The 26,260-nt window shown below is 71.5% G+C and carries 27 protein-coding genes; 14 read left to right on the top strand and 13 right to left on the bottom strand.

From position 1 onward, the window contains the following. Positions 1-58: 58 nt before the first annotated feature. From lipB to lpdA, 5 genes are all read right to left on the bottom strand, one after another. A complete protein-coding gene (lipB, locus tag FB384_RS00675; RefSeq protein ID WP_183778182.1) occupies positions 59-802 on the bottom strand; it encodes a lipoyl(octanoyl) transferase LipB in 744 nt (247 codons plus the stop codon). Next, complete coding sequence (locus tag FB384_RS00670) at positions 799-1,476, bottom strand: phosphatase PAP2 family protein (RefSeq protein ID WP_183778179.1); 678 nt, start codon at positions 1,474-1,476, stop codon at positions 799-801. The genes lipB and FB384_RS00670 overlap by 4 nt, the downstream gene beginning before the upstream one ends. A 12-nt stretch (positions 1,477-1,488) precedes the next feature. Beyond that, on the bottom strand, positions 1,489-2,376 hold the full coding sequence (locus FB384_RS00665) for a TIGR01777 family oxidoreductase (protein ID WP_183778177.1): 888 nt from the start codon (positions 2,374-2,376) through the stop codon (positions 1,489-1,491). 347 nt (positions 2,377-2,723) lie between these two features. Then, complete coding sequence (sucB, locus tag FB384_RS00660) at positions 2,724-4,550, bottom strand: 2-oxoglutarate dehydrogenase, E2 component, dihydrolipoamide succinyltransferase (RefSeq protein WP_183778175.1); 1,827 nt, start codon at positions 4,548-4,550, stop codon at positions 2,724-2,726. Between the two features lie 58 nt (positions 4,551-4,608). After that, a complete protein-coding gene (gene lpdA / locus FB384_RS00655) occupies positions 4,609-5,982 on the bottom strand; it encodes a dihydrolipoyl dehydrogenase (protein WP_183778173.1) in 1,374 nt (457 codons plus the stop codon). Positions 5,983-6,232: 250 nt separating this feature from the next. On the opposite strand from lpdA, the gene FB384_RS00650 reads away from it, so the two are divergent. After that, complete coding sequence (locus FB384_RS00650) at positions 6,233-6,604, top strand: oxidoreductase (protein ID WP_183784747.1); 372 nt, start codon at positions 6,233-6,235, stop codon at positions 6,602-6,604. Positions 6,605-7,045: 441 nt separating this feature from the next. Next, positions 7,046-8,422 (top strand): alkaline phosphatase D family protein, encoded by a 1,377-nt coding sequence (locus FB384_RS00645; protein ID WP_323985079.1) that lies wholly within the window; start codon positions 7,046-7,048, stop codon positions 8,420-8,422. Positions 8,423-8,514: 92 nt separating this feature from the next. On the opposite strand, the gene FB384_RS00640 is transcribed toward FB384_RS00645, so the two are convergent. The 4 genes from FB384_RS00640 to FB384_RS00625 form a co-directional block, all read right to left on the bottom strand. Next, the gene (locus tag FB384_RS00640) at positions 8,515-8,901 is read right to left on the bottom strand and encodes a type II toxin-antitoxin system death-on-curing family toxin (RefSeq protein ID WP_183778171.1); all 387 of its coding nucleotides are present in this window, start codon (positions 8,899-8,901) and stop codon (positions 8,515-8,517) included. Next, on the bottom strand, positions 8,902-9,102 hold the full coding sequence (locus tag FB384_RS00635; RefSeq protein ID WP_183778169.1) for a hypothetical protein: 201 nt from the start codon (positions 9,100-9,102) through the stop codon (positions 8,902-8,904). It lies immediately after the preceding gene. 76 nt (positions 9,103-9,178) lie between these two features. Beyond that, entirely contained in the window at positions 9,179-10,192 is a 1,014-nt protein-coding gene (locus FB384_RS00630; RefSeq protein WP_183778167.1) for an SMI1/KNR4 family protein, read from the bottom strand. A 51-nt stretch (positions 10,193-10,243) separates the two neighbouring features. Next, positions 10,244-11,737, bottom strand: a complete 1,494-nt coding sequence (locus FB384_RS00625) for a leucyl aminopeptidase (RefSeq protein WP_183778165.1) — start codon at positions 11,735-11,737, stop codon at positions 10,244-10,246. 110 nt (positions 11,738-11,847) lie between these two features. On the opposite strand from FB384_RS00625, the gene FB384_RS00620 reads away from it, so the two are divergent. Further along, positions 11,848-12,924, top strand: coding sequence for a hypothetical protein (locus tag FB384_RS00620; RefSeq protein WP_183778163.1), 1,077 nt, complete (start codon positions 11,848-11,850; stop codon positions 12,922-12,924). Between the two features lie 11 nt (positions 12,925-12,935). Here the strand turns inward: FB384_RS00620 and FB384_RS00615 are convergent, their stop codons facing one another. Beyond that, on the bottom strand, positions 12,936-13,295 hold the full coding sequence (locus FB384_RS00615) for a hypothetical protein (RefSeq protein WP_183778161.1): 360 nt from the start codon (positions 13,293-13,295) through the stop codon (positions 12,936-12,938). Between the two features lie 60 nt (positions 13,296-13,355). Between FB384_RS00615 and FB384_RS00610 the strand changes: the two genes are divergently transcribed. Beyond that, positions 13,356-14,459 (top strand): branched-chain amino acid aminotransferase, encoded by a 1,104-nt coding sequence (locus FB384_RS00610; RefSeq protein ID WP_183778159.1) that lies wholly within the window; start codon positions 13,356-13,358, stop codon positions 14,457-14,459. A 255-nt stretch (positions 14,460-14,714) separates the two neighbouring features. Here FB384_RS00610 and cobT read toward each other — a convergent pair whose 3' ends face one another. The 3 genes from cobT to FB384_RS00595 are packed head-to-tail and all read right to left on the bottom strand — an operon-like array spanning position 14,715 to position 16,983. Next, complete coding sequence (cobT, locus tag FB384_RS00605; RefSeq protein ID WP_183778157.1) at positions 14,715-15,749, bottom strand: nicotinate-nucleotide--dimethylbenzimidazole phosphoribosyltransferase; 1,035 nt, start codon at positions 15,747-15,749, stop codon at positions 14,715-14,717. A gap of 4 nt (positions 15,750-15,753) precedes the next feature. Next, positions 15,754-16,713, bottom strand: a complete 960-nt coding sequence (locus FB384_RS00600; RefSeq protein WP_183778155.1) for a sugar-binding transcriptional regulator — start codon at positions 16,711-16,713, stop codon at positions 15,754-15,756. Between the two features lie 3 nt (positions 16,714-16,716). Further along, positions 16,717-16,983, bottom strand: a complete 267-nt coding sequence (locus tag FB384_RS00595) for an HPr family phosphocarrier protein (RefSeq protein ID WP_183778153.1) — start codon at positions 16,981-16,983, stop codon at positions 16,717-16,719. Positions 16,984-17,240: 257 nt separating this feature from the next. Between FB384_RS00595 and srlA the strand changes: the two genes are divergently transcribed. The 10 genes from srlA (at position 17,241) to FB384_RS00545 (ending at position 26,108) form a co-directional block, all read left to right on the top strand. After that, positions 17,241-17,891 carry a PTS glucitol/sorbitol transporter subunit IIC gene (gene srlA, locus FB384_RS00590; RefSeq protein ID WP_228725936.1) on the top strand — a complete coding sequence of 217 codons (651 nt, stop codon included), beginning with the start codon at positions 17,241-17,243 and terminating at the stop codon, positions 17,889-17,891. Continuing rightward, entirely contained in the window at positions 17,888-19,000 is a 1,113-nt protein-coding gene (locus tag FB384_RS00585; RefSeq protein WP_183778151.1) for a PTS glucitol/sorbitol transporter subunit IIB, read from the top strand. Before srlA ends, FB384_RS00585 begins: the two co-directional genes overlap by 4 nt. 33 nt (positions 19,001-19,033) lie before the next feature. Next, the gene (locus FB384_RS00580) at positions 19,034-19,408 is read left to right on the top strand and encodes a PTS glucitol/sorbitol transporter subunit IIA (protein WP_183778149.1); all 375 of its coding nucleotides are present in this window, start codon (positions 19,034-19,036) and stop codon (positions 19,406-19,408) included. Further along, on the top strand, positions 19,405-19,800 hold the full coding sequence (locus FB384_RS00575; RefSeq protein ID WP_183778147.1) for a transcriptional regulator GutM: 396 nt from the start codon (positions 19,405-19,407) through the stop codon (positions 19,798-19,800). The genes FB384_RS00580 and FB384_RS00575 overlap by 4 nt, the downstream gene beginning before the upstream one ends. A gap of 387 nt (positions 19,801-20,187) precedes the next feature. After that, entirely contained in the window at positions 20,188-21,489 is a 1,302-nt protein-coding gene (locus tag FB384_RS00570) for an NAD(P)H-dependent oxidoreductase (RefSeq protein WP_183778145.1), read from the top strand. Further along, positions 21,486-22,517, top strand: coding sequence for a thiamine pyrophosphate-dependent dehydrogenase E1 component subunit alpha (locus FB384_RS00565; RefSeq protein ID WP_323985078.1), 1,032 nt, complete (start codon positions 21,486-21,488; stop codon positions 22,515-22,517). The genes FB384_RS00570 and FB384_RS00565 overlap by 4 nt, the downstream gene beginning before the upstream one ends. Next, positions 22,514-23,584 carry an alpha-ketoacid dehydrogenase subunit beta gene (locus FB384_RS00560; RefSeq protein WP_183778143.1) on the top strand — a complete coding sequence of 357 codons (1,071 nt, stop codon included), beginning with the start codon at positions 22,514-22,516 and terminating at the stop codon, positions 23,582-23,584. The genes FB384_RS00565 and FB384_RS00560 overlap by 4 nt, the downstream gene beginning before the upstream one ends. After that, entirely contained in the window at positions 23,578-24,948 is a 1,371-nt protein-coding gene (locus tag FB384_RS00555) for a dihydrolipoamide acetyltransferase family protein (RefSeq protein ID WP_183778141.1), read from the top strand. The genes FB384_RS00560 and FB384_RS00555 overlap by 7 nt, the downstream gene beginning before the upstream one ends. Before the next feature lie 12 nt (positions 24,949-24,960). Then, positions 24,961-25,728 carry an IspD/TarI family cytidylyltransferase gene (locus FB384_RS00550; protein WP_183778139.1) on the top strand — a complete coding sequence of 256 codons (768 nt, stop codon included), beginning with the start codon at positions 24,961-24,963 and terminating at the stop codon, positions 25,726-25,728. A gap of 20 nt (positions 25,729-25,748) precedes the next feature. After that, positions 25,749-26,108: a hypothetical protein gene (locus tag FB384_RS00545; protein WP_183778137.1), complete on the top strand. Its 360-nt coding sequence runs from the start codon at positions 25,749-25,751 to the stop codon at positions 26,106-26,108. The last annotated feature ends 152 nt before the right edge of the window (positions 26,109-26,260 follow it).

Here is a 26,260-nt window from a genome sequence, read left to right as displayed (position 1 = left end):
TGCCCCCAGGGGCACTTTAGTTGCACTCAACGCAACCAAAGTGCCCTTGGGGGCATTCTCAGTTCTGGAGGGCGAACGTGACGCCGGGGGCGGACGGCTGCTGGCGGGGGAGCCAGCGGTCGTCGCTCACCGGCAACTCACCGTCGAGCGCCGCCATCACCGCATCGCGCGCGTACGGCAACGCCTCGGCGACCGGCACGTCACGGCCGAGCTCCTTCGACAGCGACGTCGTGCCCGCGTCGCTGATGCCGCACGGCACGATCCGGTCGAACGCGCTGAGGTCGGCGTTGCAGTTGAGCTCGAATCCGTGCATGGTCACCCCGCGCTGCACGCGGATGCCGATCGCGGCGATCTTGCGTTCCGGGCCGCGGTCGTCGGCCGGCAGCCACACGCCGCTGCGGCCGTCGACACGGCCCGTGTGCACACCGAAGGTCTCGCACACGTGGATGAGGGCCTCCTCGACCCGGCGGACGTACTGCACCACGTCGACCGGGTCGGCCAGCTTCACGAGCGGGTAGCCGACGAGCTGTCCCGGCCCGTGCCAGGTGATCCGGCCGCCGCGGTCGACGTCGATCACCGGCGTGCCGTCGGTCGGCCGGTCCTCGGGCTGGGTGCGTTTGCCCGCCGTGTACACCGACGGGTGCTGCAGCAGCAGCATCGTGTCCGGACCGGTTTCGTCGGCGCGGGCGTCGGCGTACTTGCGCTGCAGTTCCCACGCCTCGAGGTAGTCGATCGTGCCGATCTCCCGCACGTCGACCGGGTCGGAAGCGGTGCGGCAGGAAAGGTTCGCGTTCGCAGTCACGGAGCCGACTCTACTCCCGGCCTTCGTGGCGGGACCGGCGTCAGTCGCAGCGCCACCGTCGTCACCAGGCCGGCACCGGCGACGCCGACGACCGCGCCCACCGTGTCGGTCAGCCAGTGCACCTCCAGCACGATGCGGCTCGCCGCGCACACCGCGACGGCGACGCCGGCCGTGGCGGCAGCCCGGCGGCGCAGCTGCGGCGCCACCCACGCCGTCAGCAGCCAGACGGCGAACCCGGTCGCCGCCACCGAGGTGACGTGTCCGCTGGGAAAGGCCCAGTCCGGGAACTGCCGGGGCCGGTCGCGCGCGAACAGCGGTTTCGCCACGGCGCTGACCATGCGACATGCGCCGAGCACGACGAGGACACGTACCAGCAGGCCCGCGAGGTATGGATCGGACCGGCGGTACCGCAGCGCGGCCACGACGAGGGCGGCGGCCAGCAGGAGGGGCAGAACCGGGCCCAGCACCATGCCGACGACCGCCGCGACGTCACCGGCCGTGGTGCGCCACACGCCGTGCAGGCCTTCGGTCAGCGCGCGATCGACGCCCGTGCCGTCACGGGCGACGAGGCCGAGCGCGGTGAACAGCACCAGCAACGCGAGGCCGGTGCTCGTCAGCCGGGCACGGCCCGTCCCCGGGTGCGGCCTGCGCGTCGACGTGGGCGGTCCGGGCATGGCATCGGAACGTCATCGGGTGACTGCGGCCAGCGCCTGGTCGATGCGTGGGTGGCTGAACGTGAATCCCGCCTCGGGCAGTCGGGACGGCACGGCACGGGGGCCCGACAGCAGCATCTCGTCGGCCGCTTCGCCGAGCACGGTCCGCAGCGCGAAGCCCGGCACGCGCCACGGTGTCGGACGGCGAAGCGCCTCGCCCAGAGCTCGGGTGAACTCGGCGTTGGTGACCGGTTCGGGCGCGGTCAGGTTCACGGGGCCGGACACTCCGGCGCCGCGCAGCAGCCACTCCATCGCGGCGACGTGGTCGTCGAGCCCGATCCACGGGAAGTACTGCTTGCCGTCACCGAGCTTGCCACCGAGGCCCAGTCGGAACAGCGTGCGCAGCGGGGCCAGCAGTCCGCCGGTGGACGACAACACGGGGGACGTGCGCAGCAGCACGACGCGGGCGCCCGCGCGCACCGCCGGCTCGGTGGCGGACTCCCACTCGCGGCAGAGGTCGGCGAGAAAGCCGGATCCGGTCGGCGCGGTTTCGTCCACCTCGCGGTCGCCGGTGTCGCCGTAGACGTTGATCCCGGAGGCATTGAGCAGCACCGGAATCCCGTGACGGGCTACGGTCTCGGCGATGACCTCCGTGGGCTCGACACGGCTGTCGACGAGGTGCTGTTTCCGGGCGTCGCTCCAGCGGCTGGACGCCAGCGGCGCGCCGCACAGGTTCACCACGGCGTCGACACCGTCGAACGCGCCGTCGTCGATCCGTCCTGCGGGTGGCTCCCAGCCCCGTTCGTCGGCGGCCCGCGGGGTGCGCCGGACCAGCCGCAGCACGTCGTGTCCGGCCGTGCGCAGCCGCGTGACCAGCGCCCCGCCCAGCAGTCCGCTCGAACCCGCGACCATGACTCGCATAACGCCCCACCCTATCGGTGATGCGCCCCCGCCGCGCCGCTGTCGCTACGGACGGGCGTGGTCGAGGACGTCACGTCGTTCTCACCGCGCCGGCGTACCGGAGCCGCGCGGAATGCGCTCAACCCTCGACGTCGCATCATCCGGCGCGACGATGAATCGAGGGTCTGAACCCGATGGCGGCACCGGGTTCAGACCCTCGATTCGGTTACGGGCTCACGCCCGATTCTGCAGTTGTGCCCCGGCCGATTGGTGCTCCGACCGATTGGTGCTCCGACCGATTTGTGCACTGACCGATCGGTGCGTGCCCGATCGGGTTGTCCCCGGCGCGGCGCCGGGGACAACCGGTGTCAGAGGCCCAGCTCGTCCTCGAAGTTGCCGTCCTCGAGACGCTGCTTGATCGTCGTCACGAAGCGGCCCGCGTCGGCACCGTCGATCAGCCGGTGGTCGTAGGTCAGCGGCAGGTACGACATCGACCGCACGGCGATCGTGTCGTTGCCGTCCTCGTCGGCCACCACGACCGGGCGCTTGACGACCGCGCCGGTGCCGAGCATGCCCGACTGCGGCTGCACGATGATCGGCGTGTCGAACAGGGCACCGTTGCTGCCGATGTTCGTGATCGTGAACGTGCCACCGGTGAGCTCGTCCGGCGTGACCTTGTTGGTGCGCGCCCGCTCGGCCAGGTCCGCGATGCGGTGGGCCAGGCCGGACAGGCTCAGCTCACCGGCGTCGTGGATGACCACCGACAGCAGCCCACGCTCGGTGTCCACGGCGACGCCGAGGTTGATCGAGCCGTGGTAGGTGATCTCCTTCGTCTCCTCGTTGTAGGAGGCGTTGACGTTCGGGTGCTGCTTCAGCGCCTCGACCGTGGCCTTGGCGAAGAACGGCAGGAACGTCAGGTTCACACCTTCGCGCTCGCGGAACGCCGACTTGGCGCGCTGACGCAGCTTGGCGATCTTGCTGACGTCGACCTCGTGCACCTGCGTGAGCTGCGCCGAGACCTGCAGCGACTCCTTGGTCTTCTCCGCGGTGATCTGGCGGATCCGGTTGGCCTTCTGCACGGTGCCGCGCAGTGCGGCCTTCTCCGCGTCGGAGACCGGCGCCGCAGCGGCGGGCTTCGACGGTGCGGCCTGCGTCGCCGGGGCCGTCGATCCGGCCGGCGCGGCGGCCGGGGCCTGCTGCTGCTTCGCGTCGACGGCGGCGAGTACGTCCTGCTTGCGGATACGGCCGCCGACACCCGAACCGGTCAGGGTCGACAGGTCGATGCCGTGCTCGGCGGCGAGCTTGCGCACCAGCGGCGTCACGTACGGCGTGCCACCGCCGTCACCCTGTGCCGGAGCCGGTGCGGACTGCGCCGGCGCGGCGGGTGCCTGAGCCTGCTGGGCCGGAGCCTGCTGGGCGGGCGCCTGCTGGGCTGGGGCGCTCGGGGCCTGCTGTGCGGCAGGGGCGGGAGCCGCCTGCTGCGGTGCCGGGGCCGGTTCGGGCTCCGGCGCGGGCTCCGGCGTCGGCGTGGATGCGGGAGCCGGTGCGGACGGTGCCGCGTCGGCCGAGCCGATCACCGCGAGCTGACCGCCGACCTCGACGGTCGTGTCCTCGCCAGCCGAGATCTCCAACAGCGTGCCGGCGACCGGTGAGGGCACCTCGGTGTCGACCTTGTCCGTGGAGATCTCGAGCAGCGGCTCGTCCACCTCGACGGTGTCGCCGACCTGCTTGAGCCACCGGGTGACGGTGCCCTCGGTGACGCTCTCGCCCAGTTCGGGCAGGGTTACCGGGCTGCCGGATGCGGAGCCACCGGAAGCAGCCGCGGGCGCAGCGGCGGGTTCCGGGGCTGCCGCCGGAGCGGACTCGGCGGGTGCGGACTCGGCGGGTGCGGGCGACGCTGCGGGTGCCGACTCCGCGGGCGCGGCCGGCGCAGCGGGTGCCGACTCGCCGCCACCGGAGCCGTCGTCGACCAACGCCAGCTCGCCGCCGACCTCGACGGTGTCGTCCTCCTTGGCGATGATCTTCTGGACCGTACCTGCGACGGGCGAAGGGACCTCGGTGTCGACCTTGTCGGTGCTGATCTCCAGCAACGGCTCGTCGACCGCGACCGACTCACCCTCCTGCTTCAGCCACCGGGTGACAGTGCCCTCCGTGACGCTTTCCCCGAGCTCCGGCAATGTGACGGAGTACGCCATCGTTTGCTGACTCCCTTGGTTCGTTGTCGATGTTGGTCTTTGGGTGCGAGCCGGGGCGTCAGCCGTGGACGTGCAACGGCTTGCCCGCGAGTGCGAGATGTGCCTCGCCGAGCGCCTCGGACTGGGTCGGGTGGGCGTGGATCAGCGGAGCGACGTCCTCGGGGAAGGCCTCCCAGTTGTAGATCAGCTGCGCCTCGCCGATGAGTTCGCCGACGCGGTCGCCCACGAGGTGCAGCCCCACGACCGGTCCGTCCGGCGCCTTGACCAGCTTCACCGCGCCGGAGGTCTTGAGGATCTGGCTCTTGCCGTTGCCGCCGAGGTCGTAGGTGAACGCCTCGACCTCGGCGCCGTACTGCTCCTTGGCGGCGGCCTCGGTGAGGCCAACGGAGGCGACCTCGGGGTGCGAGTACGTCACCCGCGGGATGCCGTCCTCGTCGATCGGCGACGGGTTGAGTCCGGCGATCTCCTCGGCGACGAACACGCCCTGCTGGAAACCGCGGTGGGCCAGCTGCAGGCCCGGGACGATGTCGCCGACGGCGTAGACGTTCGGGTTGCTCGTGCGCAGGCGCTCGTCGGTGACGACGAACCCGCGGTCGAGCTGGACGCCCGCCTCCTCGTAGCCGTGGCCCGCGGTGTTGGGCCCGCGGCCGACGGCGACCAGCAGCACGTCGGCCTCGAGCGTCTCGCCGGACTCGAGGGTCACCGTGACGCCGCTGTCGTCCTGCTTGGCCTCGGTGAACTTCACGCCCGTCTTGTAGCCGATCTTGCGGCGGCGGAAGGCGCGCTCGAGCTGCTTGGAGGCGAACTCGTCCTCGTTGGGCACGAGCCGCGGCAGGGCCTCGACGATCGTCACGTCGGTGCCGAAGGACGCCCACACGCTGGCGAACTCGACGCCGATGACGCCGCCGCCCAGCACGATCGCCTTCTTCGGCACGTAGTCGAGCTGGAGGGCTTCCTCGCTGGCGATGATCCGCCCGCCGAGCTCCAGGCCCGGCAGCGTCTTCGAGTACGAACCGGTCGCCAGGATGATGTTCTTGCCGGTGTAGCGGGTGCCGTCGACCTCGACGGTGGTGCCGCCGACGTAGGTTCCCGAGCCTTCGACGAAGGTGACCTTGTGGGCCTTGGCCAGCCCCTGCAGACCCTTGTACAGCCGGGTGACGATGCCGTCCTTGTACTTGTGGACCCCGGCCATGTCGACGCCCTCGAGGGTGGTCTTCACGCCGAACTGCTCGCCTTCGCGGGCCGAATCGGCGACCTCGGCGGCGTGCAGCAGCGCCTTGGTCGGGATGCACCCTCGATGCAAGCAGGTGCCGCCCAGCTTGTCCTTCTCGATCAGCGTGACGGACATGCCCAGTTCGGCGGCCCGGAAGGCCGCGGCGTAACCGCCCGATCCGCCACCCAGGATCACCAGGTCGGCTTCAGCGTCGCTCACTTGTCCAACTCCCTCGCGCAGGTTTCCTCCGGCACCCGGTCGGCCCTGTGAACACTACGCGGCGCTGTGGCGCGTCGGCTGTCCACGCGGCCTCCCAGAGGGTGTCTGTGGTGTACGCACGCGCGCACGCGCGCGCTTGTCATGCCACATCCTGTCACTTCGTGCCTGGGAGGCGCGAAGTGTGGTCGGTGAGGCTGTCCCACGAGTTCGGAAATAAGGGACAATGATCGTCGGAGGCGAACCTGGAGAGGTGATCGACGTGGGGCTGTTCGACCGGCTGCGGAGCAAGCGCGGTGGGAAACAGCGGCCCGGGACGTTGCGTGGGGCGAGCGACGCCGACACGGCCCATCTGGACGCGTGGGCGTCGCAGCGGCGTGGGGTCGAGGCGTACGTGGAGCCCAGGACGAACGTCACCGAGACGACGGTCGTGCTGGTCGCGCACGACGGTGAGTGGACCCGCAGGCGTATCGGCAGTCTGGGGCAGGCGCAGGACTTCGGCAGCAAGCGCTCGATCCCGGTGTACGAGGTGGAACGCACCGGATATCCGCAGCGCATGCGCGACTACACGAAGCGCCAGAAGATCCTGGAGCGGCGCAGGCGAGAGGCCGAACGCGACGCGTGAGGCGCAACGCTCCGGTGCTCGGCGCGGCTGCCTGCGCGCCCGGACGGCAGGCCTGTTCGGCGGTGCTGTCCGGTGGTTCCTTGGGTGGTCTCTGTTCAGCGGTGCTGCCGGGTCGTGCTGTTCAGGGTGCTGTTCAGCGGGTCGCCCGATGCATTCCATACGAGCGACCGCGACCGGCCATTCCGTGATCAGGTCGGCCTGATGACTTGTCCCTCCGATCGGTGAACACGACGGAGGAGACGTCATGAACGGCTTCGATCGACGCAGGTTTCTGGGACTCGGCTTTCTGGGACTCGGCGGCGCGGCGGGCGCCGCACTGGCTGCGGGCGGGCTGGCGGCCGGAGCGACCTGGGCCTCCCCGGCGCAGCGCTCCCGGTTCACGAGCCACCCGTTCGCGCTCGGGGTCGCGTCCGGTGATCCGCTGCCCAGCGGGGTGGTGCTGTGGACACGCTGGCGCCCGAACCCCTCGCCGAGGACGGCTCCGGCGGGATGCGGGGTCGGGGCGCGGTGCCGGTCCGGTGGGAGGTCGCGGAGGACGAGCGTTTCTCCAGACGGGTCGCCCACGGCGTGGCCAACGCCACAGCGGAACTGGGTCACTCGGTCCACGTCGAGGTCGACACGCTGCGGCCGGACCGCGAGTACTTCTACCGGTTCCGGGCGGGCGGCGAGATCAGCCCCGTCGGGCGGACCCGCACAGCCCCCACGGCCGCCGCGAACCTCGACCGGCTGGCGTTCGCGTTCGTGTCCTGCCAGAACTATCCGGCCGGCTACTACACGGCACACCGCCACCTCGCCGACGAGGACCTGCGCGCGGTGGTGCACCTCGGCGACTACATCTACGAGGGCGGCGCGACCGGGAACATCGGCCGTGCGCACGCGCCCGCACACGAGGTCCACTCGCTGGCGGACTACCGCATCCGGCACGCCCAGTACCGGACCGACCCCGACCTGCAGCGGTCGCACGCGGCCTTCCCGTGGATCGTGACCTGGGACGACCACGAGGTCGAGAACAACTACGCGGACGAGATCTCCCAGCACGACGGCGTCGCCCCCGGCGACTTTCTCGTCCGCCGCGCCGCGGCCTACCAGGCCTACTACGAGCACCTGCCGTTGCGGCGCTCGTCGGTGCCGAAGGGCCCGGACATGCGGATCTACCGGCGGTTGCGGTTCGGCGCGCTGGCCGAGTTCAACGTGCTCGACGGCCGGCAGTACCGCAGCGACCAGGTCGACCGGAACTCGCCGGAGGCGCAGGATCCCGACCGCAGCATGCTCGGCGCGGAGCAGGAACGGTGGCTGCTCGACGGCCTCGGTTCCTCGACGGCGCGGTGGAACATCCTCGCCCAGCAGACGGTGATGGCCAGGGCCGACCGCGACCCCGGCGAGGGCCTGCGACTGCCGATGGACAACTGGAACGGCTACGAGCCGGCCCGGCAGCGCCTGTTCGACGGTGTCGTCGAACGGGGCGTCGAGAACATGGTCGTGATCACGGGCGACGCCCACTGCAGCATGGCCGCCGATCTGAAGCAGGACTTCGCCGATCCGGAGTCGCCCACGGTGGGTGCGGAGTTCCTCGGCACGTCGATCAGCTCGGGCGGCGACGGCGCCGACACGGACCGGCGTGGTGAGCAGTGGCTGGCCGCCAACCCGCACATGAAGTTCTACAACCAGCGGCGCGGCTACGTGCGCTGCACGGTCGACCGCGACAGTTACCGCGCCGACTACCGCGCGGTGCCGTACGTCACGCGGCGCGGCGCGCCGGTGAGCACGCTGGCCGGGTTCGTCGTCGAGAACGGCAGGCCAGGAGTTCAGGAGGTGTGAGAGGGCCGGCGGTGGTGTCGGAGGCGGCCGGCACCACCGTCAGACGCTCGCCTCCAGCAGGCGCAGGTGGTCCTCGAGTACCGAACGGATGCCTACGTCGCCAGAAATGCGCGGAGCCCTTCGGCGATCTCAGGGACATCGATCACGCCTTTCGCCGCCGAGGTCACGAGTTGTTCGGCGCTGTCGACGTCGATGGGATCCCGCAAGCGGTGTCCGTTGACCTCGAGGAACACCCAGGCTCCGGCCCAGGCGGCTCGCTTGTTGCCGTCGACGAGTGCGTGGTTGCGGACGAGCGAATGCAGGAGAGCGGCGGCTTTGGTGAGCAGGTCCGGGTAGGCGTCCTGGCCGAACACGGTCGCCGACGGCCGGGCCACGGAAGCGGACAGGAGCCCGAAATCGCGTACGTCGACCGCGGCGCCGGAGGCGTGATGAGTGGCTGTCAGGACGTCCTCGACATCGAGGTAGTAGACAGCCGGCACTTACTTGGCCAGCCGCTCGTTCAGCTCTTCGCTGATCCGTGCGACTCGTTGTGAGGCTTCGGCCACCAGGTGTTTCCGCGACGACACGACCGACACGACGGCGTCGTGTGCGACGGCCTTCAACGACCGGCCCTCCCGGTCCGCCGTCGCACGCAGGTCGGCCATCTCCTCGTCGGAGAACTGCAGGTTCAACGCGGGCATGCGTGAACGGTACCAAAATTGGTACCGGGGTGACACGTATGCATCGTGCGAGGCCGGACGGCTGCCGGCACCACCGTCAGACGCTCGCCTCCAGCAGGCGCAGGTGGTCCTCGAGAACCGAACGGAGGCCGGGGTGGACGCTGCGGCCGAACAGCTCGTCGTCCTCGGTGACCTCGCCGGACGGCCAGAGCGTCAACCCGGGCGGATCGCTGATCACGATGCCGGGGCCGGACGCACCCGTTTCCGCGCCGTGGCGGAGTTCGGCCACCCCGAGCAGCCGCGGGAACACGACGTCGGCGCGCAGGCCGTCGCAGATGCCGAGGAACGTGCGGAACTCCTCCGGCAGAGTCCGGCCGAGCCGGTTCTCGGCGTGGTCGATCGCGGCGACCGACGCGGGCGGCGGCACGGCGTCCGGTTCGCCCCGCAGCCGCATGATCGCGTCGATCAGCTCCTGCCAGTCGGCGTCGCGGGGCTCGCGACGATACCGCTGATCGAGAGCGGCGACGAGTGCGCCCGTGTAGCTCTGTGCCCACTCCGCGTCGACGGCCAGCTCCCCGGCAACCAGCAGCGTCGCGACATGCCGGCATGCCGCGAGGGTGGCGGCGTCCGGCTGCGGGATCTCCCTGGCGACATCGGTCCACCGGTGCAGCGCCTCACGGGCGGCGTCGGTGTCCCCGGCGGCAGCGGCCCGCTCCGCGTCGGCCGCGGCCTCACGTTGCCGCCTGCCCCGCGGAGGCAGCGCGTCCCGCTCACCGAGCACCTTCTCGTGCTCGGCCTGTTCGGCGTCCAGGTCGAGCGGTACGAGACCCTCGGCCCAGTCCGGCCGCCGGGATTCCTCCTCCGACAGGTCGTCGCGGGCGGCCAGCAGCATCGCCCACGCCCGCGCGGTGACGGCGGTGGCGGCGAGCCGGTCCACGCCGCGGCCGGTGGCGGTCGTCCAGTGCCGCACCAGCCGGTCCGACTCGCCGAGCGCACCCGCACACGCGAGCAGCAGCGCCTCGCGGGTGACGGTCGCGTCGACGGCGTCGTCGGTTCCCGTGAGCACCGTGCGGACCGATCCCTCTGGATGGTCGCCGCGGCCCGCCGTCACCCGCACGCCTCCTGCTGCTCGCGTGTTTCCGCTGCTCCGGCCCGTGACCGCTCAGCCGTTGTCGGCGATGTCGGCGAGCACAGCCGCGATGGTGCGGACCGGCACGCCTGTGCCGCCCTTGCCGGTGTAACCCCACGGCGAACCGGTGTTGTACGAGGGACCGGCGATGTCGATGTGCGCCCACGGCAGGTCGTCGGCGACGAACTCGCGCAGGAAGATGCCCGCCGCGAGCATGCCGCCCCAGCGCGCCCCCGTGACGTTCGCCAGGTCGGCCAGCTTCGAGTCCAGTTCGGACCGCAGCTCCTCCGGCAGCGGCATCGGCCAGGCGTTCTCACCGGAGGCCTGGCCCAGTTCGGCGACGCGGTCGCGGAACTCGTCCGAGCCCATCACGCCCGCGGTCCGGTTGCCCAGCGCGACGACCTGTGCGCCGGTGAGCGTCGACGTCTCGATCAGGTAGTCCGGCTCGTCCTCGGCCGCCCGCACGATCGCGTCGGCGAGCACCAGCCGGCCCTCGGCGTCGGTGTTGAGCACCTCGACCGTCTTGCCGCCGTACATGGTCAGCACGTCACCGGGCCGGTACGACGTGCCGGACGGCATGTTCTCCGCCAGCGGGATGTAGGCGGTGACCTCGAGCGGGAACTTCAGCTTCGCCGCCAGCAGCACCGACGACAGCACCGCGGCGGCCCCGGACATGTCCGAGGTCATGTTGTCCATGTTCGCCGCGGGCTTGAGCGAGATGCCGCCCGTGTCGAACGTGATGCCCTTTCCGACCAGCGCGATCTTCTTGCGAGCCTTGGCGCCCTTGTAGGTCACCTTGACCAGCCGCGGCGGGCGCGACGAGCCCGCGCCGACACCGAGGATGCCGCCGAAGCCCTTGCGCTTGAGCTGCTTCTCGTCGAGCACCTCGACGGCCACACCCGCGTCCTCGGCCAGCGCGCGCGCACGGTCGGCGAACGATGCGGGGAACAGGTCGTTCGGCGGGGTGTTGATGAAATCGCGGGCCGTGCAGACCGCCTCCGCGGTGGCCGTCGCGGCCTTCAGCGTGGCGCGGTGCTGCTTGGTGGTGCCCTCGGCGGGCGCGGCGACGTCCACGGTCTGCACCGGCTTGTCGCCCTTCTCGGACTTGTACTCGGTGAACGCGTAGGCACCGAGCGCGATGCCTTCCGTCGCGGCCTGCAGATCGACGGCCGACAGTGTCGTGAGCGCCCGCTTCGTGCCCGCCAGCGCGCGGCCCGCGGCGCCGGACGCGCGGCGCACCTGTTCGGCCGTCACCTCCGGCTGGCCGAGCCCGACCGCCAGCACCACGTCGGCCGCCAGCCTGCCGAGCGACGGCACCTTCACGACCTCCTCGGCCGCGCCGGTCGCCCCGAGCGTCGAGAGCACCTCGGCGAGTGTGCCGCCGTACGCCGCGTCCACGGCCTCGGCCCCGGGTGCCAGTTCGAGGCCGCCGGTGGCCTGCACGGTGCCGACCACGACGATCTGCGCGCGGGTCTTCGCCAGCGACGCCTCGGTCAGCTCGGTCAGGGCAAGTTTCGGAACGGCCACGCTCGGACTCCTCATCTCGGGTGTTCACTCGTCAGCCATGCTATTGACGCCTCCTGCGGCCGCCGGAGGTAGGTGTGCCGGTGACGGCGGACGAAGGCAGGTGAGCAGCGGTGTGGATCGCGCTGGGCGTGCTCGGCGGGCTCGCCGCGGCCGTGGCGGGAGCCGGCTGGTGGGCCCCGGTGGGCATGGCACTGGCCACGGTGTTCGTGGTGGTGGCCGAACCCGGTACGGCTCGCCTCGGCAGCTCGCGCAGCGGCGTGCCCGACGGCCGGGCTCCCGGCTACGGCGACTCCCGCGACGGCGACTCCCGCGACGGCGACGACGGGACCGAGCCGGGCGTCGAGCGCGGCGACGCCGTACCGGGCGGCAGGGCGGGAGCCGGGGTGATGGCCCGGCCGGGTCTCGCGCGACTCGTCGACGGCTTCGGCCGCGCGGCACGCCTGGCGATCGTGGTGCTGGCCGCCTCGACGTTCGCGGCCTACCTGGTGCCGGACCACCGGCCCGCCGCGGCCGTGCTGGTGGTGGCCGCGGTCGCGGTCGCCGACGTGGCGGGGGTCCGGCTCGACGCGTACTGGCGCCGTTGGGTGGGTGGCCTGCTGCTGCTCGCGGCCGCCGCCTTCGTGGCGGTGTGTCTCGGGGTGAGCCCGGCGCCGTCGCCGGTGGCCGAGCCGCTCGGCGGGGACACGCCGTGGGGCGTTCTCGGCGGGGTGCTGTCGGCCGCCGCGGTGTTCGTGCCCGTGCTGCGTGGCCGGTCGCGGCGCACGGTCGTGGTGGGTGCCGTCGCGGCGCTGGGCGTGGCGGCCGCCGCGCTGTACCAGCTCGGCCCGCTGCGGCTCGGCCTGTCGACCACGTCGCTGCGGGACACGTTCGCCGCGGCGGACGCCCAGGCACTCGCGCCTGCACTGGGCGCTGTCGTGACGCTCGCGTGCCTCCCGGCGGCACTCACCGCGTTCGGTGCGGCCAGTGAGCGCGCGCATCCGTCACGGATCACGGCCGTGGTCGTGCCCGCCGCGGTGGCCGCGATCCCGGCGGCTCTGCTGGCGCCGGCGGCGGCGGTGACGGTGGCGGCGATGCTGGCGCTCGCGGAGTTCGCCGCCCGCGCCGCAGCGGGTCCGCGAGGCCCCAGGCAGGTGGCCGTGGTCGTGACGGCCGTCCTGCTGTTCGGCGGGTTGCTGACCCGCCTGTGACCGGGACTCGGTCAGGTCATGGCGGCCGCGAGGCCGAGCAGTACGAGGGACGCCACGGCGAGACCGCCGAGCGACTTCGTCGGGAACCCCTCGCGCGGGAACACGTTGCCGCCGTGGACGCCCGCCAGCCACACGATGCCGAAGATCGCGCCGAAAATACCGATGATGGCGCCGAAGCCCCCGATCATCAGGTAGCCGATCAGGACCGCCATCCCGCCGGCGAACGTCAGCAGCGCGGCACCGGCGAGGGTGCCGAAGCCGCCGCCCGACGGCGATGGCTGCGCCTCCCCGCCCGTCGGCTGGGAGGTCGGCGGGTAGGGCGCGGACTGCGCCGCGTACGGGGTGCCCGGGTGCTGCGGATTCATGTTCACGCCCAGATGGTAACGACCGGGTATGGCGTTGTGGGGCCATCGGGGCGATATGCTCCGAGCATGACGACGACAACCCTGTTCACCCGTATTCCCAGCACGCACGCGACCTCCGCGGAGCGCGTAGCGGAGGTACTGGAGAATCCGGGTTTCGGCGTGCGGTTCACCGACCACATGGTCACCGTGAAGTGGAACGCCGAGCAGGGGTGGCACGACGCCGAGGTGCGCGAGTACGCGCCCTTGACGTTCGACCCGGCGACGCAGGTCCTGCACTACGGGCAGGCGATCTTCGAGGGTCTCAAGGCGTACCGCCAGCCCGACGGCACCATCGGCGCGTTCCGGCCCGATGCCAACGCGCAGCGATTCCGCGACTCCGCCCGCCGGCTCGCCATGCCGGAGCTGCCCGACGAACTGTTCCTGGGGTCGATCGCCGAACTCCTCGACATCGACAAGCGTTGGGTGCCGACGCGCCAGGGTGATGCCCTGTACCTGCGGCCGTTCATGATCGCCACCGGTGAGGGGCTGGGCGTGAACAGCCCGTCGGCCGAATACCTGTACCTGCTCATCGCCTCGCCGGCCGGGTCGTACTTCGCCGGCGGCGTCAAGCCCGTGACGGTGTGGCTCTCGACCGAGTACGTGCGGGCCGCGCCGGGCGGCACCGGTGAGGCCAAGTGCTCCGGTAACTATGCGGCTTCGTTCGTCGCGCAGGCGCAGGCCGTCGAACAGGGCTGCGACCAGGTGGTGTGGCTCGACGCGGCCGAGCACCGCTGGGTCGAGGAGATGGGCGGGATGAACCTGTTCTTCGTCTTCGGCTCGGGCAGCGATGCGACCGTGGTGACGCCCGAGCTGAGCGGATCCCTGCTGCCCGGCGTGACCCGCCGGTCGCTGCTGGAGCTGGCGGCCGACCGCGGCCTCCGGGTCGAGGAGCGGCGGATCTCCACCGAGGAGTGGGAGAGCGCTGCGAAGTCCGGGGAACTGACCGAGGTGTTCGCCTGCGGCACGGCCGCGGTGATCACTCCGGTGGGGCACGTCAAGCACGCCGACGGCGAGTTCACCGTCGGCAGCGGCGAGCCCGGCGAACTGACGATGGCGCTGCGCGAACAGCTCACCGGCATCCAGGAAGGCACCCGCACCGACGATCACGGCTGGGTGCACAAGTTCGACTGACCGCATCCCGGTGTCGGCCCGCGGACTGCTGCTTCCGCGGGCCGACACCGTGAGGCCGAGCCCACGCGTTGTTGAGGCCACACGTTCTGAGGCCGCGGTTCTGACGCCGCGGTTCCGGCGCTGAGAAGGTCCGGCGCTGAGGACCTGACGCTGCGGGTCCTGCACTGCGGGTCCGCCACTGCGGGTCCGGCGACCGCGCGGTGCGGACCCCGTACTCACGTTCGCGTGGTTGCGGCGGTCGCGCCGGGTGCCGGGTCAGGTGATGTCGGCGTCGGCGGGCAGTGCCGGCCGCTCGGCGACGTCGGTGAGTAGCCGTGCCGCGGAGGCGAGCATCGGCAGCACGGTCGCGGCCCCGGTGCCTGCGCCGAGCCGAAGGTTCAGGTCGAGTACCGGATCCAGGTCCAGGTGCTCCAGCGCGATCACCTGGGCGGGCTCGGCCGCGCGGTGAGCGGCCAGCCACCAGGACCGCGCGCCCGGCGCGATTTCCTCGGCCAGCAGTGCCGCCGCGGTCGAGGGCAGACCGTCCAGCACCACCGGGGTCCGCCGAGTGGCCGCCTGTGCCAGGAATCCGGTCATCGCGGCGAGATCCGCGCCGCCCGCGGTGCGCAGCAGTCCGAACGGGTCGCCGGTGACCGGCCGGCAGCGCCGCAGCGCATCCCGGACCGCGGTGGTCTTACGCATCCACGCCCGGTCGTCGATCCCCGAACCGCGTCCGACGACGGCGACGGGTTCGGTGTCGGTCAGTGCCGCGACCAGAGTGGCGGAGGGGGTCGTGACGCCCGCACCGAGCTCGGCGGCCACGAGGACGTCGGCACCCTCGTCGATCTCCGCGTCGGCCGCACGGATCCCGGCACGCACCGCGGCCTCGGTCTCCTCCTCGGTCAGCGCGTCCGCCGTGGCGATGGAAGAGGACCCGCTGCGTACGTGGTCCGGCCCGGAGCCGCCTGCCGTACCCACGTCGACCACCCGGATCCCGGCGCCCGCCACGTCGGCGAGGACGTTCAGCGGTGCCGAGCCGGTGTCGAGCGCGTCGAGCAGCGCCCGCGTCGTGCCGGGACCGCCGAGGGACACCCCCTCGGCGGTGACGCCGTGATCGGCGGCGAACACCACGACGCGCATCCGCCGCAGCGGCCGGGGCGGGGTCCGACCCTGGCACGCGGCGAGCCAGGCGCCGAGTCGTTCCATCCTGCCCAGCGAGCGCGGGGGTGACAGCAGCGCAGCGTGCCGCTGCAGCGCACCGGCGCGCGCGTTCTCGTCGGGGAGAGTGACGGGACCGAACTCGATGTTCACGAGCTCAAGCTACCGCGCCCCGTTCCGAGAGCAGCGCCCTGGCCAGTGAGCTGTCGCAGATCAGCACGTCGAGCACGGTGGTGTGCAGCGCTCCGAGGACGCCGTCGGCTTTCTCGGGTCCCGCCGCCACACCGGCGACCGTCGGGATCGCCGCCAGGTCGGCCAGCGATACCGCGAGCACCCGGTCGTCGGCGGGCCCGGTGACGGCCTTGCCCGCGGCGTCGAAGAACCGTGCGCAGACGTCGCCGACCGGCCCTGCGGCGTCGAACCCCGCCCGTTCCTCGGCGGACAGGCTCATGGCCGTCACCAACGACGCCGACGAGCCGCGGCCGACCCGGCCGACGCCCGCGAGCGCGACCTGCACCCGCCGGGCGGCGTCCAGGGTCGCCTGGACGCTCGGTTCGGCCAGGAGCACGTCCCTGCCCTCCTTCGAGGTCAGCAACGCGGGCGCGTGGAGGCGCTGGTATCTGCCGCCGAGCCTGCCCGCCAGGTCGCGGACCAGTTCCTCACCGCTGATAGCGGTGTCCACTACGGACAGTCCGCCGACCAGTGGCAGCACTTCGACGTCGAGTCCGCCTTCGTCCGGGATGGACTGTACGAGCGCCTGCAGGCCCGTGCCCCAGGAAACGCCGATCCGCTGTCCCGGTTGGACCGTGTCCAGCAGCCAGCGCGCGCCGAGGTCGCCCACGCGCTGCAGTGGCCGGTCGCCACTGTGGATCTCGGCGACACGGCAGTCGCGCAGTCCGAACCGCTCGGCCAGTTCCGCCTCGAGATCCATGTCGCGGCCCGTCGGGTCGTTGATCTCGATGCGCACGATGCCGTGTTCCCGTGCGGCCGTGAGCATCCGGGACACGCTGGAGCGACTGATGTTGAGCGTCTTGGCGACCTCGTGTTGCGAGCGGCCTTCCTCGTAGTACAGCCGCGCCGCTGCGACGAGCGACTGCTGGTCTCGGGGCGGTGGCATCGATCACGCGTCCAAATCGGACTCGAGCATGCGGGACAGTTCGGTGAGGGCATCGCCGGCGCCCTCGCCGTCGGTGCGCAGGACGACCTCTTCGCCGTGCCCGATGGCCAGGCTCAGTACCGACAACATGCTGCGAGCGTCCACGAGGTCGGAGCCCGGCCTGCCGATGCGGACGTCGCTGCCGCTGGCGGTCGCGGCTTTGACGAACTGACTCGCCGGCCTGGCGTGGAGTCCGACGGACGAGCCGACCTTGACGTGGATCTCCGGCATTGAGGTGCTCCCTTGCTTCCCGGTCCCGGTCGCCTCCGGGGCCTTGTCGACGGTTCGACGGCATGTTACACACATCACTGGCAAACGTGAACAAGGTTTGCACATATGTGCAGTCAGCGCAATGTGCAACGGGTGCGAACGAGAACGGGCAACGGACTCGGGGCACCGATCATGCAGGCGCCGGACCGGCCGGATGACGGCCGGGTCCGCACGTCTATCAGCGCATATCCGCCGGGGGCCGAGAAGGAGGCCAGGGAATGCAAGTGCTTGCTGTAATGGCGCAGCAGCAGCCGGCTCAGCCGGAGGGTGAGACGAGCGGGGGTGTGCTGGGTGTCTTCGAATGGCTGGGAACCCATTTCATCGGCCTGTTCGAGGAAGCGGGCTCGCAGTTCGTCGAGCTCGTGACCGGCATCCTGCCGACACTGATCGTGCTGCTCACGTTCATGTACGCGCTCACCACGTTCATCGGCGAGCAGCGCGTCACGCGTGCGGTCGAGTGGTGCGGCCGGTGGTGGATCACCCGCTACTCGGTCATGCCGATCCTCGCGCTGCTGATGCTGACGAACCCGATGGCCTACTCGTTCGGCCGGTTCCTGCCCGAGCGGTACAAGCCCGCGTTCTACGACTCCGCGGTGTCGTTCGTGCACCCGGTGACGACGTTCTTCCCGTACGCGAACGCCGGTGAGCTGTTCGTCTGGTTCGGCATCGCCAACGGCGTCACGCAGCTCGGCGAGTCCACGGTGCCGCTGGCGCTGCGGTACTTCCTCGTGGGCATCCTCGTGATCTTCATTCGCGGCATCATCACCGAGAAACTCACCGCGTTCATGATCAAGCGGACCGGCCGTAGCGAGGTCTTCGCCGATTTCGACCGGCAATTCGAGCAGGCGAAGGCGGGTGAGAAGGCATGACCGACCACGAGACGACGGCTGGGCAGGACACGACAGCGACCGATACGGAATCGTCCACGGTCTTCGTGCGCGCGGGCGCAGGTGGCTGGGGGCCCGGCCTGACACTGCGGGCGGACGAAACGCGCACGAAGGTCCTGTCGGTGACCGGCGGTGGGATCCACCCGGTGGCGCAGAAGATCGCCGACCTCACCGGGGCCGAAGCGGTGGACGGGTTCAACACGTCCGTGCCCGACGACGAGGTGGTGGCGGCCGTCATCAACTGCGGCGGCACCGCGCGCATCGGCGTCTACCCGCGCAAGGGCATCCCCACCGTGGACGTCTATCCGGGAGCTCCCGGCGGCCCGCTGGCGAAGTTCATCACCGAGGAACTGTTCGTCTCCGCGGTGGGGATGAACGAGATCGCCAGGTCCACATCGGACGGCGAAGTCGCGGCGGGGGGCGTTCCGAGCGCCGCCGAGAGCAGCGGCGCGTCGGGTGGTGCGGCGCCCGGCGGCGGCGTGCCGCCCCGGGATGACCGGCCGTCCGCGTCGGCGGTGGCGGCGACCCTGCCGGTCGGCGGCCCGGTGGGCAAGGCGTTCCACGCGGTGACGAACGTGTTCGTCGGATTCGGTTCCGCCGTGGGCACCTTCGTCAACACGATGCTGGCTGCGGGCAGGCAGACGGTCGACCTGACGCTGAAGACCATCCTGCCGTTCATGGCCTATGTGAGCCTGCTGCTCGGTATCGTCATGTACACGGGCGTGGCCGAGTGGATGGGCCGGGTGCTCTCGCCGATCGCGAGTAACCCGTTCGGCCTGCTCGCGATCAGTTTCGTGGTCGCGCTGCCGTTCCTGTCGCCGGTGCTCGGTCCGGGCGCCGCCATCGCGCAGGTGGTCGGCACCCTCATGGGCAGTCAGATCGCCATCGGTGCGCTGCCGGTGCAGTACGCGCTGCCGACGTTGTTCGCCATCAACGGGCAGGTGGGCTGCGACTTCGTGCCCGTCGGCCTGGCGCTCGGTGAGGCGAAACCGGAAACCGTGGCGGTCGGCACACCTGCCGTGCTGATCAGCCGCATGATCACGTCGCCACTTGCGGTCGTCATCGCGTGGGCCGCAAGCTTCGGTCTCTAGCGGGCCGGCGAGTTCGGGTTCGAGGAGGAACACATGAGCTTCTATTACGAGAGCACGGTCCTGCGTGCCGGGGACGAGGCCGCGGAGATGGTCGAAGGCGGCGTCGTCATCCTGTACGCCGACCCCATCCCGGACGCGCTGGAGAGCGTGAGCGTGGTGCACGGCCCCGCTACGGGCCCGGCGCGGGAGATCCGCACCGGCGACGTGTTCAGCATCGGTGACGAGGAGGTCGAGGTGACCGCGGTGGGGGACAGGGCCCACGAGAACCTGAGCACGCTCGGGCACATCGTCGTGTACCTGAACCCCGACGACGGTACCGAGCTGCTGCCGGGCGCCGTGCACGCCAAGGGCACGGTCTCGACGCCCGCAGCCGGTGCGCGGGTCGGGTTCCGGGGAGCGACGCCGTGACCTGGCAGGCCGTGGTGCTGATCCTCGGTGCGTTCGTGGTGGCGGGCGTGCTCAGCTACCGGCAGCACCTGGCGTACCAGAGCGCGGTCAACGCGCTCGCCGACGACGAGAACCGCAGCGGCATGCTCCTGGTCAGTGGGCGGGCGAAGGGCCGACTCCGCGGTGCGATCGTGCTGCTGGTGGTCGACCGCAAGCGGGGTGAGATCACGCGGGCGCAGGCGATGCAGGGAGCGTCGGTGTTCGCGCGGTTCACGGAGCGGACCGAGCTGAGGGGTCCGGTCGACGGTGCCGAGGAGCGGGCCGGATCGGCGGCACTCGCCAAGGCGGTGCGCGAGGCGATCGGCATGGCGGGACGACTCAACGCGGGCGGGCTGCGCTCGGCCCGAACCTGACCGCACCGCCGGCGATCCGGCGGACACACGACAAGCGCGGGCGGCCGCGTCTCCCGGCACGAACGGGAGGCGCGGCCGCCCGTGTGTGTGCCCACGGCCGCGGACCCGGACTGCGGCCCCGGGCCGAGGTGTGGGTCGACGCGACGACGGACGGTGGGGCGCGGCCGCGATGGCGTGGGCACGCGGCGCAGCGCACATCTGTGAGGCAGCGGCGCGAGTGCACATATGTGCGCATCTCTGAATCTTGTGTGCTGCAGATCTCCCGTGCTACCAAGGAAGAACCAAGGTGCACACCGTAATCACATATGTGCAAACGCGGCCGTGCAATGCGGAGGTGTGCACGTTCACCCGCATCAGGCGCGACGAAGCGGACCGGAGGAAACGCGGATGAGGTATGTCGATCGGCTGCGAGCACGGGAACGGGAACTGGGCCGTCCGGTCCGGGTAGGGCTCGTCGGTGCGGGGCAGATGGGGCTCGGGTTCGTGGTGCAGGCGAGCCGGATCGCCGGGATGGAGGTCGCCGCGATCGCCGACATCGCCCCCGATCGCGGCCGCCGCGCTTTCGCCGAAGCGGGGTGCGGGGACGCCGTGCTGAGCGGTGACCGCGCCGAGCTGTCGCGGATGATCGAGGCCGGCACGCCGGTCGTCACCGAGGACGCGACCGCGCTGACCGCGCTTCCGCTGGACGTACTCGTGGACGCGAGCGGCGTCCCCGAGGTCGGTGCCCAGGTGGCGTTCCACGGCCTGCTCGCGGGCCAGGACATCGCGATGCTGAACGTCGAGTGCGACGTGACCATCGGCTACCTGCTGAAGACCGTCGCCGAACGGACCGGCCGCGTGTACACGGTGTGCCGCGGCGACGAACCCGTCGAATGCAAGGCCCTCGCCGACTACGTGCGCGACATCGGGTTCGACGTCGTCTGCGCGGGCAAGGGCAAGAACAATCCGCTCCGCCCATCGGCCACGCCCGCGTCGCTGACCGAGGAGGCCGAGGCGAAGGGCATGAACCCGCACATGCTCGCCAGCTTCGTCGACGGCTCGAAGACGATGATCGAGATGGCGGCGCTCGCCAACGGCGTGGACCTGGCCGTGCCCTCCCGGGGCATGACCGGTCCGCACAGCACGGTCGAGGCACTGGCGGAGACGTTCCGGCCGGAGGCCGACGGCGGCGTGCTGCCCGGGGAGGGCATGGTGGACTACTGCACCGGCCCGGTCGCTCCCGGCGTGTTCGTCATCGGCCGCAGCGACCACCCCGCGGTCGTGTCCGAGATGGCCTACCTGGGCATGGGCAAGGGCCCCTACTACGCGTTCTACCGCCCGTACCACCTGGCGAGCGTCGAGGCGCCGCTGTCGGTCGCCGAGGCCGTGCTGGACCGCACGCCGAGTCTCGCCCCGGTCGCGTGGAACGCCGAGGTCCTCGCGGTCGCCAAGCGCGATCTCGCCGCGGGCGAGGCGATCGACGGTATCGGCGGGGAGACCGTGTACGGCATCACCGACCGGGCCACGGCGGTGCGCGACGACGGGCACCTTCCGCTCGGCCTCGTCGCGGGCGGCAGGGTGCTGCGTGACGTCCCGGAGGGCACGGTGCTGACGGCCGAGGACGTCGCCGTGGACGAGAGCACGACGATCGCCACGCTGCGGCGGCTGCAGGACCGGCTGCTCGCGGGCGAGGAGGTGACGGTCCGGTGACGCTGACAACCGAGGCGGGCCGGGCCAAACACGCCCTCACCACCATGTGGACGATCCGCCGCTTCGAGGAGGCGGTGGACGACATGTTCGCGCGCGGGCTCATGCACGGCACGATGCACCTGTCGATCGGCCAGGAGGCCGTGCCGACGGGCGCCTGCATGGCACTGTCCGAAGGCGACTACATCACCTCGACCCACCGCGGCCACGGACACTGCATCGCGAAGGGCGCGAAGCTGGACGCGATGATGGCCGAGCTGCTGGCCAAGGAGACCGGCTACTGCCGGGGCCGCGGCGGTTCGATGCACATCGCCGACGTCGCCACCGGAAACCTCGGCGCCAACGGCATCGTCGCGGGCGGCGTACCCATCGCCGCGGGTGCCGGCCTGGCGGTGCGCATGCGCGGGGGCTCGCAGGTCGTCGTGAGCTTCTTCGGCGACGGCGCGGTCAACGAGGGTGCCTGGCACGAAGGCGTCAACCTCGCCGCGATCTGGGACCTGCCCGTCGTGTTCGTGTGCGAGAACAACCGCTACGGGATGTCGATGTCGGTGGACCGGGCGTTCAACGTCGACACGCTCGCCGAACGCGCCCGCGGGTACGGCATTCCGGGTGTGACGGTGGACGGCAACGATCCGCAGGCCGTGCACGACGTCGTCGCCGAGGCCGTGCAGCGCGCCCGGTCGGGCGGCGGGCCGTCCTTCGTGGAGGCGCTGACGTACCGGTGGAAGGGGCATTCCAAGAGCGACAAGAACCTCTACCGCACCCGCGAGGAGATCGAGAGCTGGCGCGAACGCGACCCGATCGCGGCGTTCGAAGCGGTCGTCACCGGCGGAGGTGCGGCGGGATCGGCGTCGTCCGAAGTACCCACGCTGTCCGAATCGGACGTCGAGGAGTGTCGCACGCTCGCCCGCGACCGGGTGCGGGAGGCGATCCGCACGGCGACCGCCGCGCCGGACGCCGACGCCGCCACGTTGACCGACGCCGTGTACGCCCCGGCAGGGAAATCGATCGCCGGAGGAACCCGAGGATGACGACGACGAGCGAAACGGTGAACGGCGCCGCGGCGCCCGAGTCGGGACCGGTCACCGGTTCGGCGACCCCCGCGGCGGCCGAGCCGCGCACGCTGACCTACTCCGAGGCCGTACGTGAGGCGATGGCGCAGGCCATGGCGGCCGACGAGCGGGTGTTCCTGTTCGGCGAGGACGTCGGCACCTACGGCGGTGCGTTCGGCGTCAGCGGCGACCTGGTCCACCGGTTCGGCACCGAACGGGTGCGCGACACCCCGATCAGCGAACTCGGCATCGTCGGCGCCGCTGTCGGCGCCGGGCTGGCCGGCATGCGCCCGATCGTGGAGATCCAGTTCTCCGACTTCACGGCGCAGGCGATGGACCAGATCGCCAACCAGGCCGCGAAGATCCACTTCATGCTCGGCGGTGCCGCGACCGTGCCGATGGTGCTGCGGGCGCCCGGCGGTTCCGGAACCGGGGCGGCCGCCCAGCATTCGCAGAGTCTTGAGGCGTGGTTCGCCCACGTGCCGGGGCTGAAGGTGGTCATGCCGAGCACGGCCGCGGACGCGAAGGGCCTGCTGCTCAGCGCCATCGACGATCCGAACCCGGTGATCGTCCTCGAACACAAACTGCTCTACAAGCAGAGCGGTCCGGTGCCGGAGGAACCCGTGCGGGTGCCCCTGGGCGAGACGGCGGTCCGGCGCACCGGTGGGGACGTGACGATCGTGGCCACCGGCGTGATGGTGTCGCGCGCCCTGGAGGCGGCCGAGCGACTCGCCGCGGACGGCGTGTCGGCGAGCGTGCTGGACCCGCGCACGCTCCGTCCACTCGACGATCAGACCATTGTGGACAGTGTCGCCGCGACAGGGCGGGCACTGCTGGTACAGGAGGCTCCCAAGACCGGCGGGTTCATGTCCGAGATCGCGGCGAGGATCGTCGAGTCACCCGCGTTCGGCAGGTTGCAGGCGCCGGTGTCCCGGCTGTGCGGACTCGACGTGCCGATCCCGTACGCGCCGCAACTCGAACAGGCGGCCGTCCCGCAGGTCGACGACATCGTGGCGAAGGCGGGGGAGTTGGTGCGGCGATGGTGAACAAGCAGGTACCCCTGGTCATGCCGAAGATGTCGATGACCATGACCGAGGGCGTGTTCGTCGCGTGGCACAAGGCCGAGGGCGACGAGATTCGCCAGGGTGAGGTCGTCTGCGAGGTCACGACGGACAAGGTCGACATGGAGGTCGAGGCGACGGTCGACGGGGTGCTCGCCCGTCTCGTCGCCGCCCCCGAGGACGTCATCGCCGTCGGCGATCCCATCGCCTACGTCGAATCCGAGGCCGAGGACCTCCTGGACGGGCTGTTCGACGACCCCGAACCGGAACCCGAGCCCGGGGCTTCGCCATCTCCGGACGCCGAGCCCGCACCGGAGCCGGAGCCAGGACCGGAGCCAGGACCGGAGCCAGGACCGGAGTCAGAGTCAGAACCGGAGCCTGCGGGCGCCGCATCGGGTGCGCAGCCGTCCGAGTCGGCGACCCCGCCCGCGGCGACCCCGCCCGAGACGGTGCCGCCGGCGGCGAACACGGCTCCCGCAGTAGCAGGCGTCACCCCGGCGGCCGCGGGGGTCAACGGCGCCGCTGGAGCCGCGCCACCTCGCCCGCCCGCCGCAGTGCCCGCCGCGCGCCGGTTGGCGGCCGAACGGGGAGTGGACCTCGCGGCGCTCACCCCGACCGGCCCGTGGGACACGATCCGGGTGGCCGATCTGCCCGCCACGGAACCTCGGGCAGGCACGAAGCCACCGGAAGCACCCGCATCTCCGGCGGGTTCCCCGACCCGGAGACGGGACGGCCGCGCCGCGATCGCCCGCCGCATGACGGCGAGCACCGACGTGCCGCAGTTCGTGCTGTACCGAGACGTCGACCTCGACGAGGCGCAGCGTCGGCGCGACGGCGTGAGCTGGACGGTCGTGTTCACCCGCGTGCTCGCCGCCGCGCTGCGCAGGCATCCCGAGCTCAACGCCACCTGGACCGACGGCGGGGTGCAGCCCTGCGACCGGCTGTCCGTCGCGATCGCCGTCGACACCGAGCGGGGACTGCTCGCGCCGGTGCTGACCGATCCGGACTCCGGCGACCTGCCGACGCTGGCCCGGCGCATCGACGACGTCGTCACGCGGGCCAGGACGGGCAGGCTGGAACTGTCGGAGCTGTCGGCGACCGCGTCGAGCACGATGTCGAACCTCGGCGGCAGCGGCGTCGGCGGTTTCCAGGCCCTGCTGACTCCGCCGCAAGCGACCGCACTGGCCGTCGGCACGGTCGAACCCCGCGTGGTGCCGGTGCCGGGCGGGATCGGCACCCGGCTGCGGTGCACGCTCGGGCTCACCGTCGATCACCGGGTCGCCGACGGTGTCGCGGGCGCACGGCTGCTGGCGACGATCGGTGACTTGCTCGGCGGCCAACTCGGATGAGCCCGGTCTCGTATGATCTCCGCCGTGGCGGAACGGAGAACCCGGCGTGGCTCGGCGGGCCGGAGCCGCCGGGTTCCACCCGCGGCCGGCGTCGTGCTGGCCAGCGGGGCCGGGACGCGGGTCGGCGCGGAGATGAACAAGGTGTACCTGCCGTTGGCGGGGCGCAGACTGGTGTCGTGGTCGCTCGACGCGTTCGCGCGGGTCCCGGATATCGGTGTCCTCCTGCTGGTCACACGCCCGCAGGACAAGGACCTGGTGGACTGGGTGCTGGACCGCGAGGTCGACGCCCCGGTGGAGGTCGTCTACGGCGGCGAGACGCGGCAGGAGTCGGAGCTGCGCGCACTGCGCTGGCTGTCGAGCCGCATCGACGAGGGTTCGGTGGACACCGTCCTGATCCACGACGCCGCCCGGCCGCTGGTGAGTCCCGCCCTGATCGCGGGGGTGCTGCACGAAGCCCGCGAGCACGGCGGTGCGATCCCGGCACTGCCGGCGGGCGACCTGGTGGCCGTGGACGAGGCGGGTGCGCTCACCGGCGCAGAGCCGGCGTCGATCGTGCGTGCCCAGACGCCGCAGGGATTCCGTGCCGGGCCGCTGCTCGAGGTCTACGAACGTGCGGCGCGGGATGACTTCGTGGGTACCGACACGGCCTCGGTGATGGAACGGTTCTCCGAGCTTCCGGTGCGGTGGGTGCGCGGGGAACAGCAGAACTTCAAGATCACCTACCCGCACGATCTCGTGGTCGCCGAGCAGGTGCTGGCCGCGGCGGACTACCGGACGTGACGTCGACGAGGACGGAAGCGATGGGCGCGAAGGGAACGATCGAACACGCCACGCTCGCCTGCCACCGGTGCGGCCGCGAGACGCGGCACGAACTGGCCTACGCCGGGCGGCTGCTGGTGGTCACCACCTGCCTGACGTGCGGCACTTCCATCGAACGTGACGTCCGGCGCCGGTACCTGCAGGACCTGCGGCAACGGATGCTCAGCAAACCCGGCCGGATGGCCCGCAGACTGCGCAGGCACCCGGTGGGCTTCACCGGGTCGCTGCCGCGCACGGCCGCGCGCAAGCCCTGGCGGCTGCTGGACGAGGTGCGGCTCGTGTGGTCGGCTGCGGCCGACGCCCGCCGCCGTCACTCCGACGACGGCGGGCGCGACCGCTGAGGAGCTCGTCCCGGGGCTCAGCCCGTCCCGGGGCTCAGTGGGGCCGAGGGCGCGGTGGGTCCGAGGCCTCAGAGCACGTGGGGCCTCAGCACCGGGGCTCAGCCGCCCGTGGGACTCGGAGCGCCCAGGATTCACAGCGCCCAGGATTCACA

Source organism: Prauserella sediminis (assembly GCF_014195435.1).
GTDB classification, from domain to species: Bacteria; Actinomycetota; Actinomycetes; order Mycobacteriales; family Pseudonocardiaceae; genus Prauserella; species Prauserella salsuginis.
The sequence above is the reverse complement of the archived record's forward strand: the minus strand, read 5'-3'. Positions and strand labels throughout refer to the sequence as shown.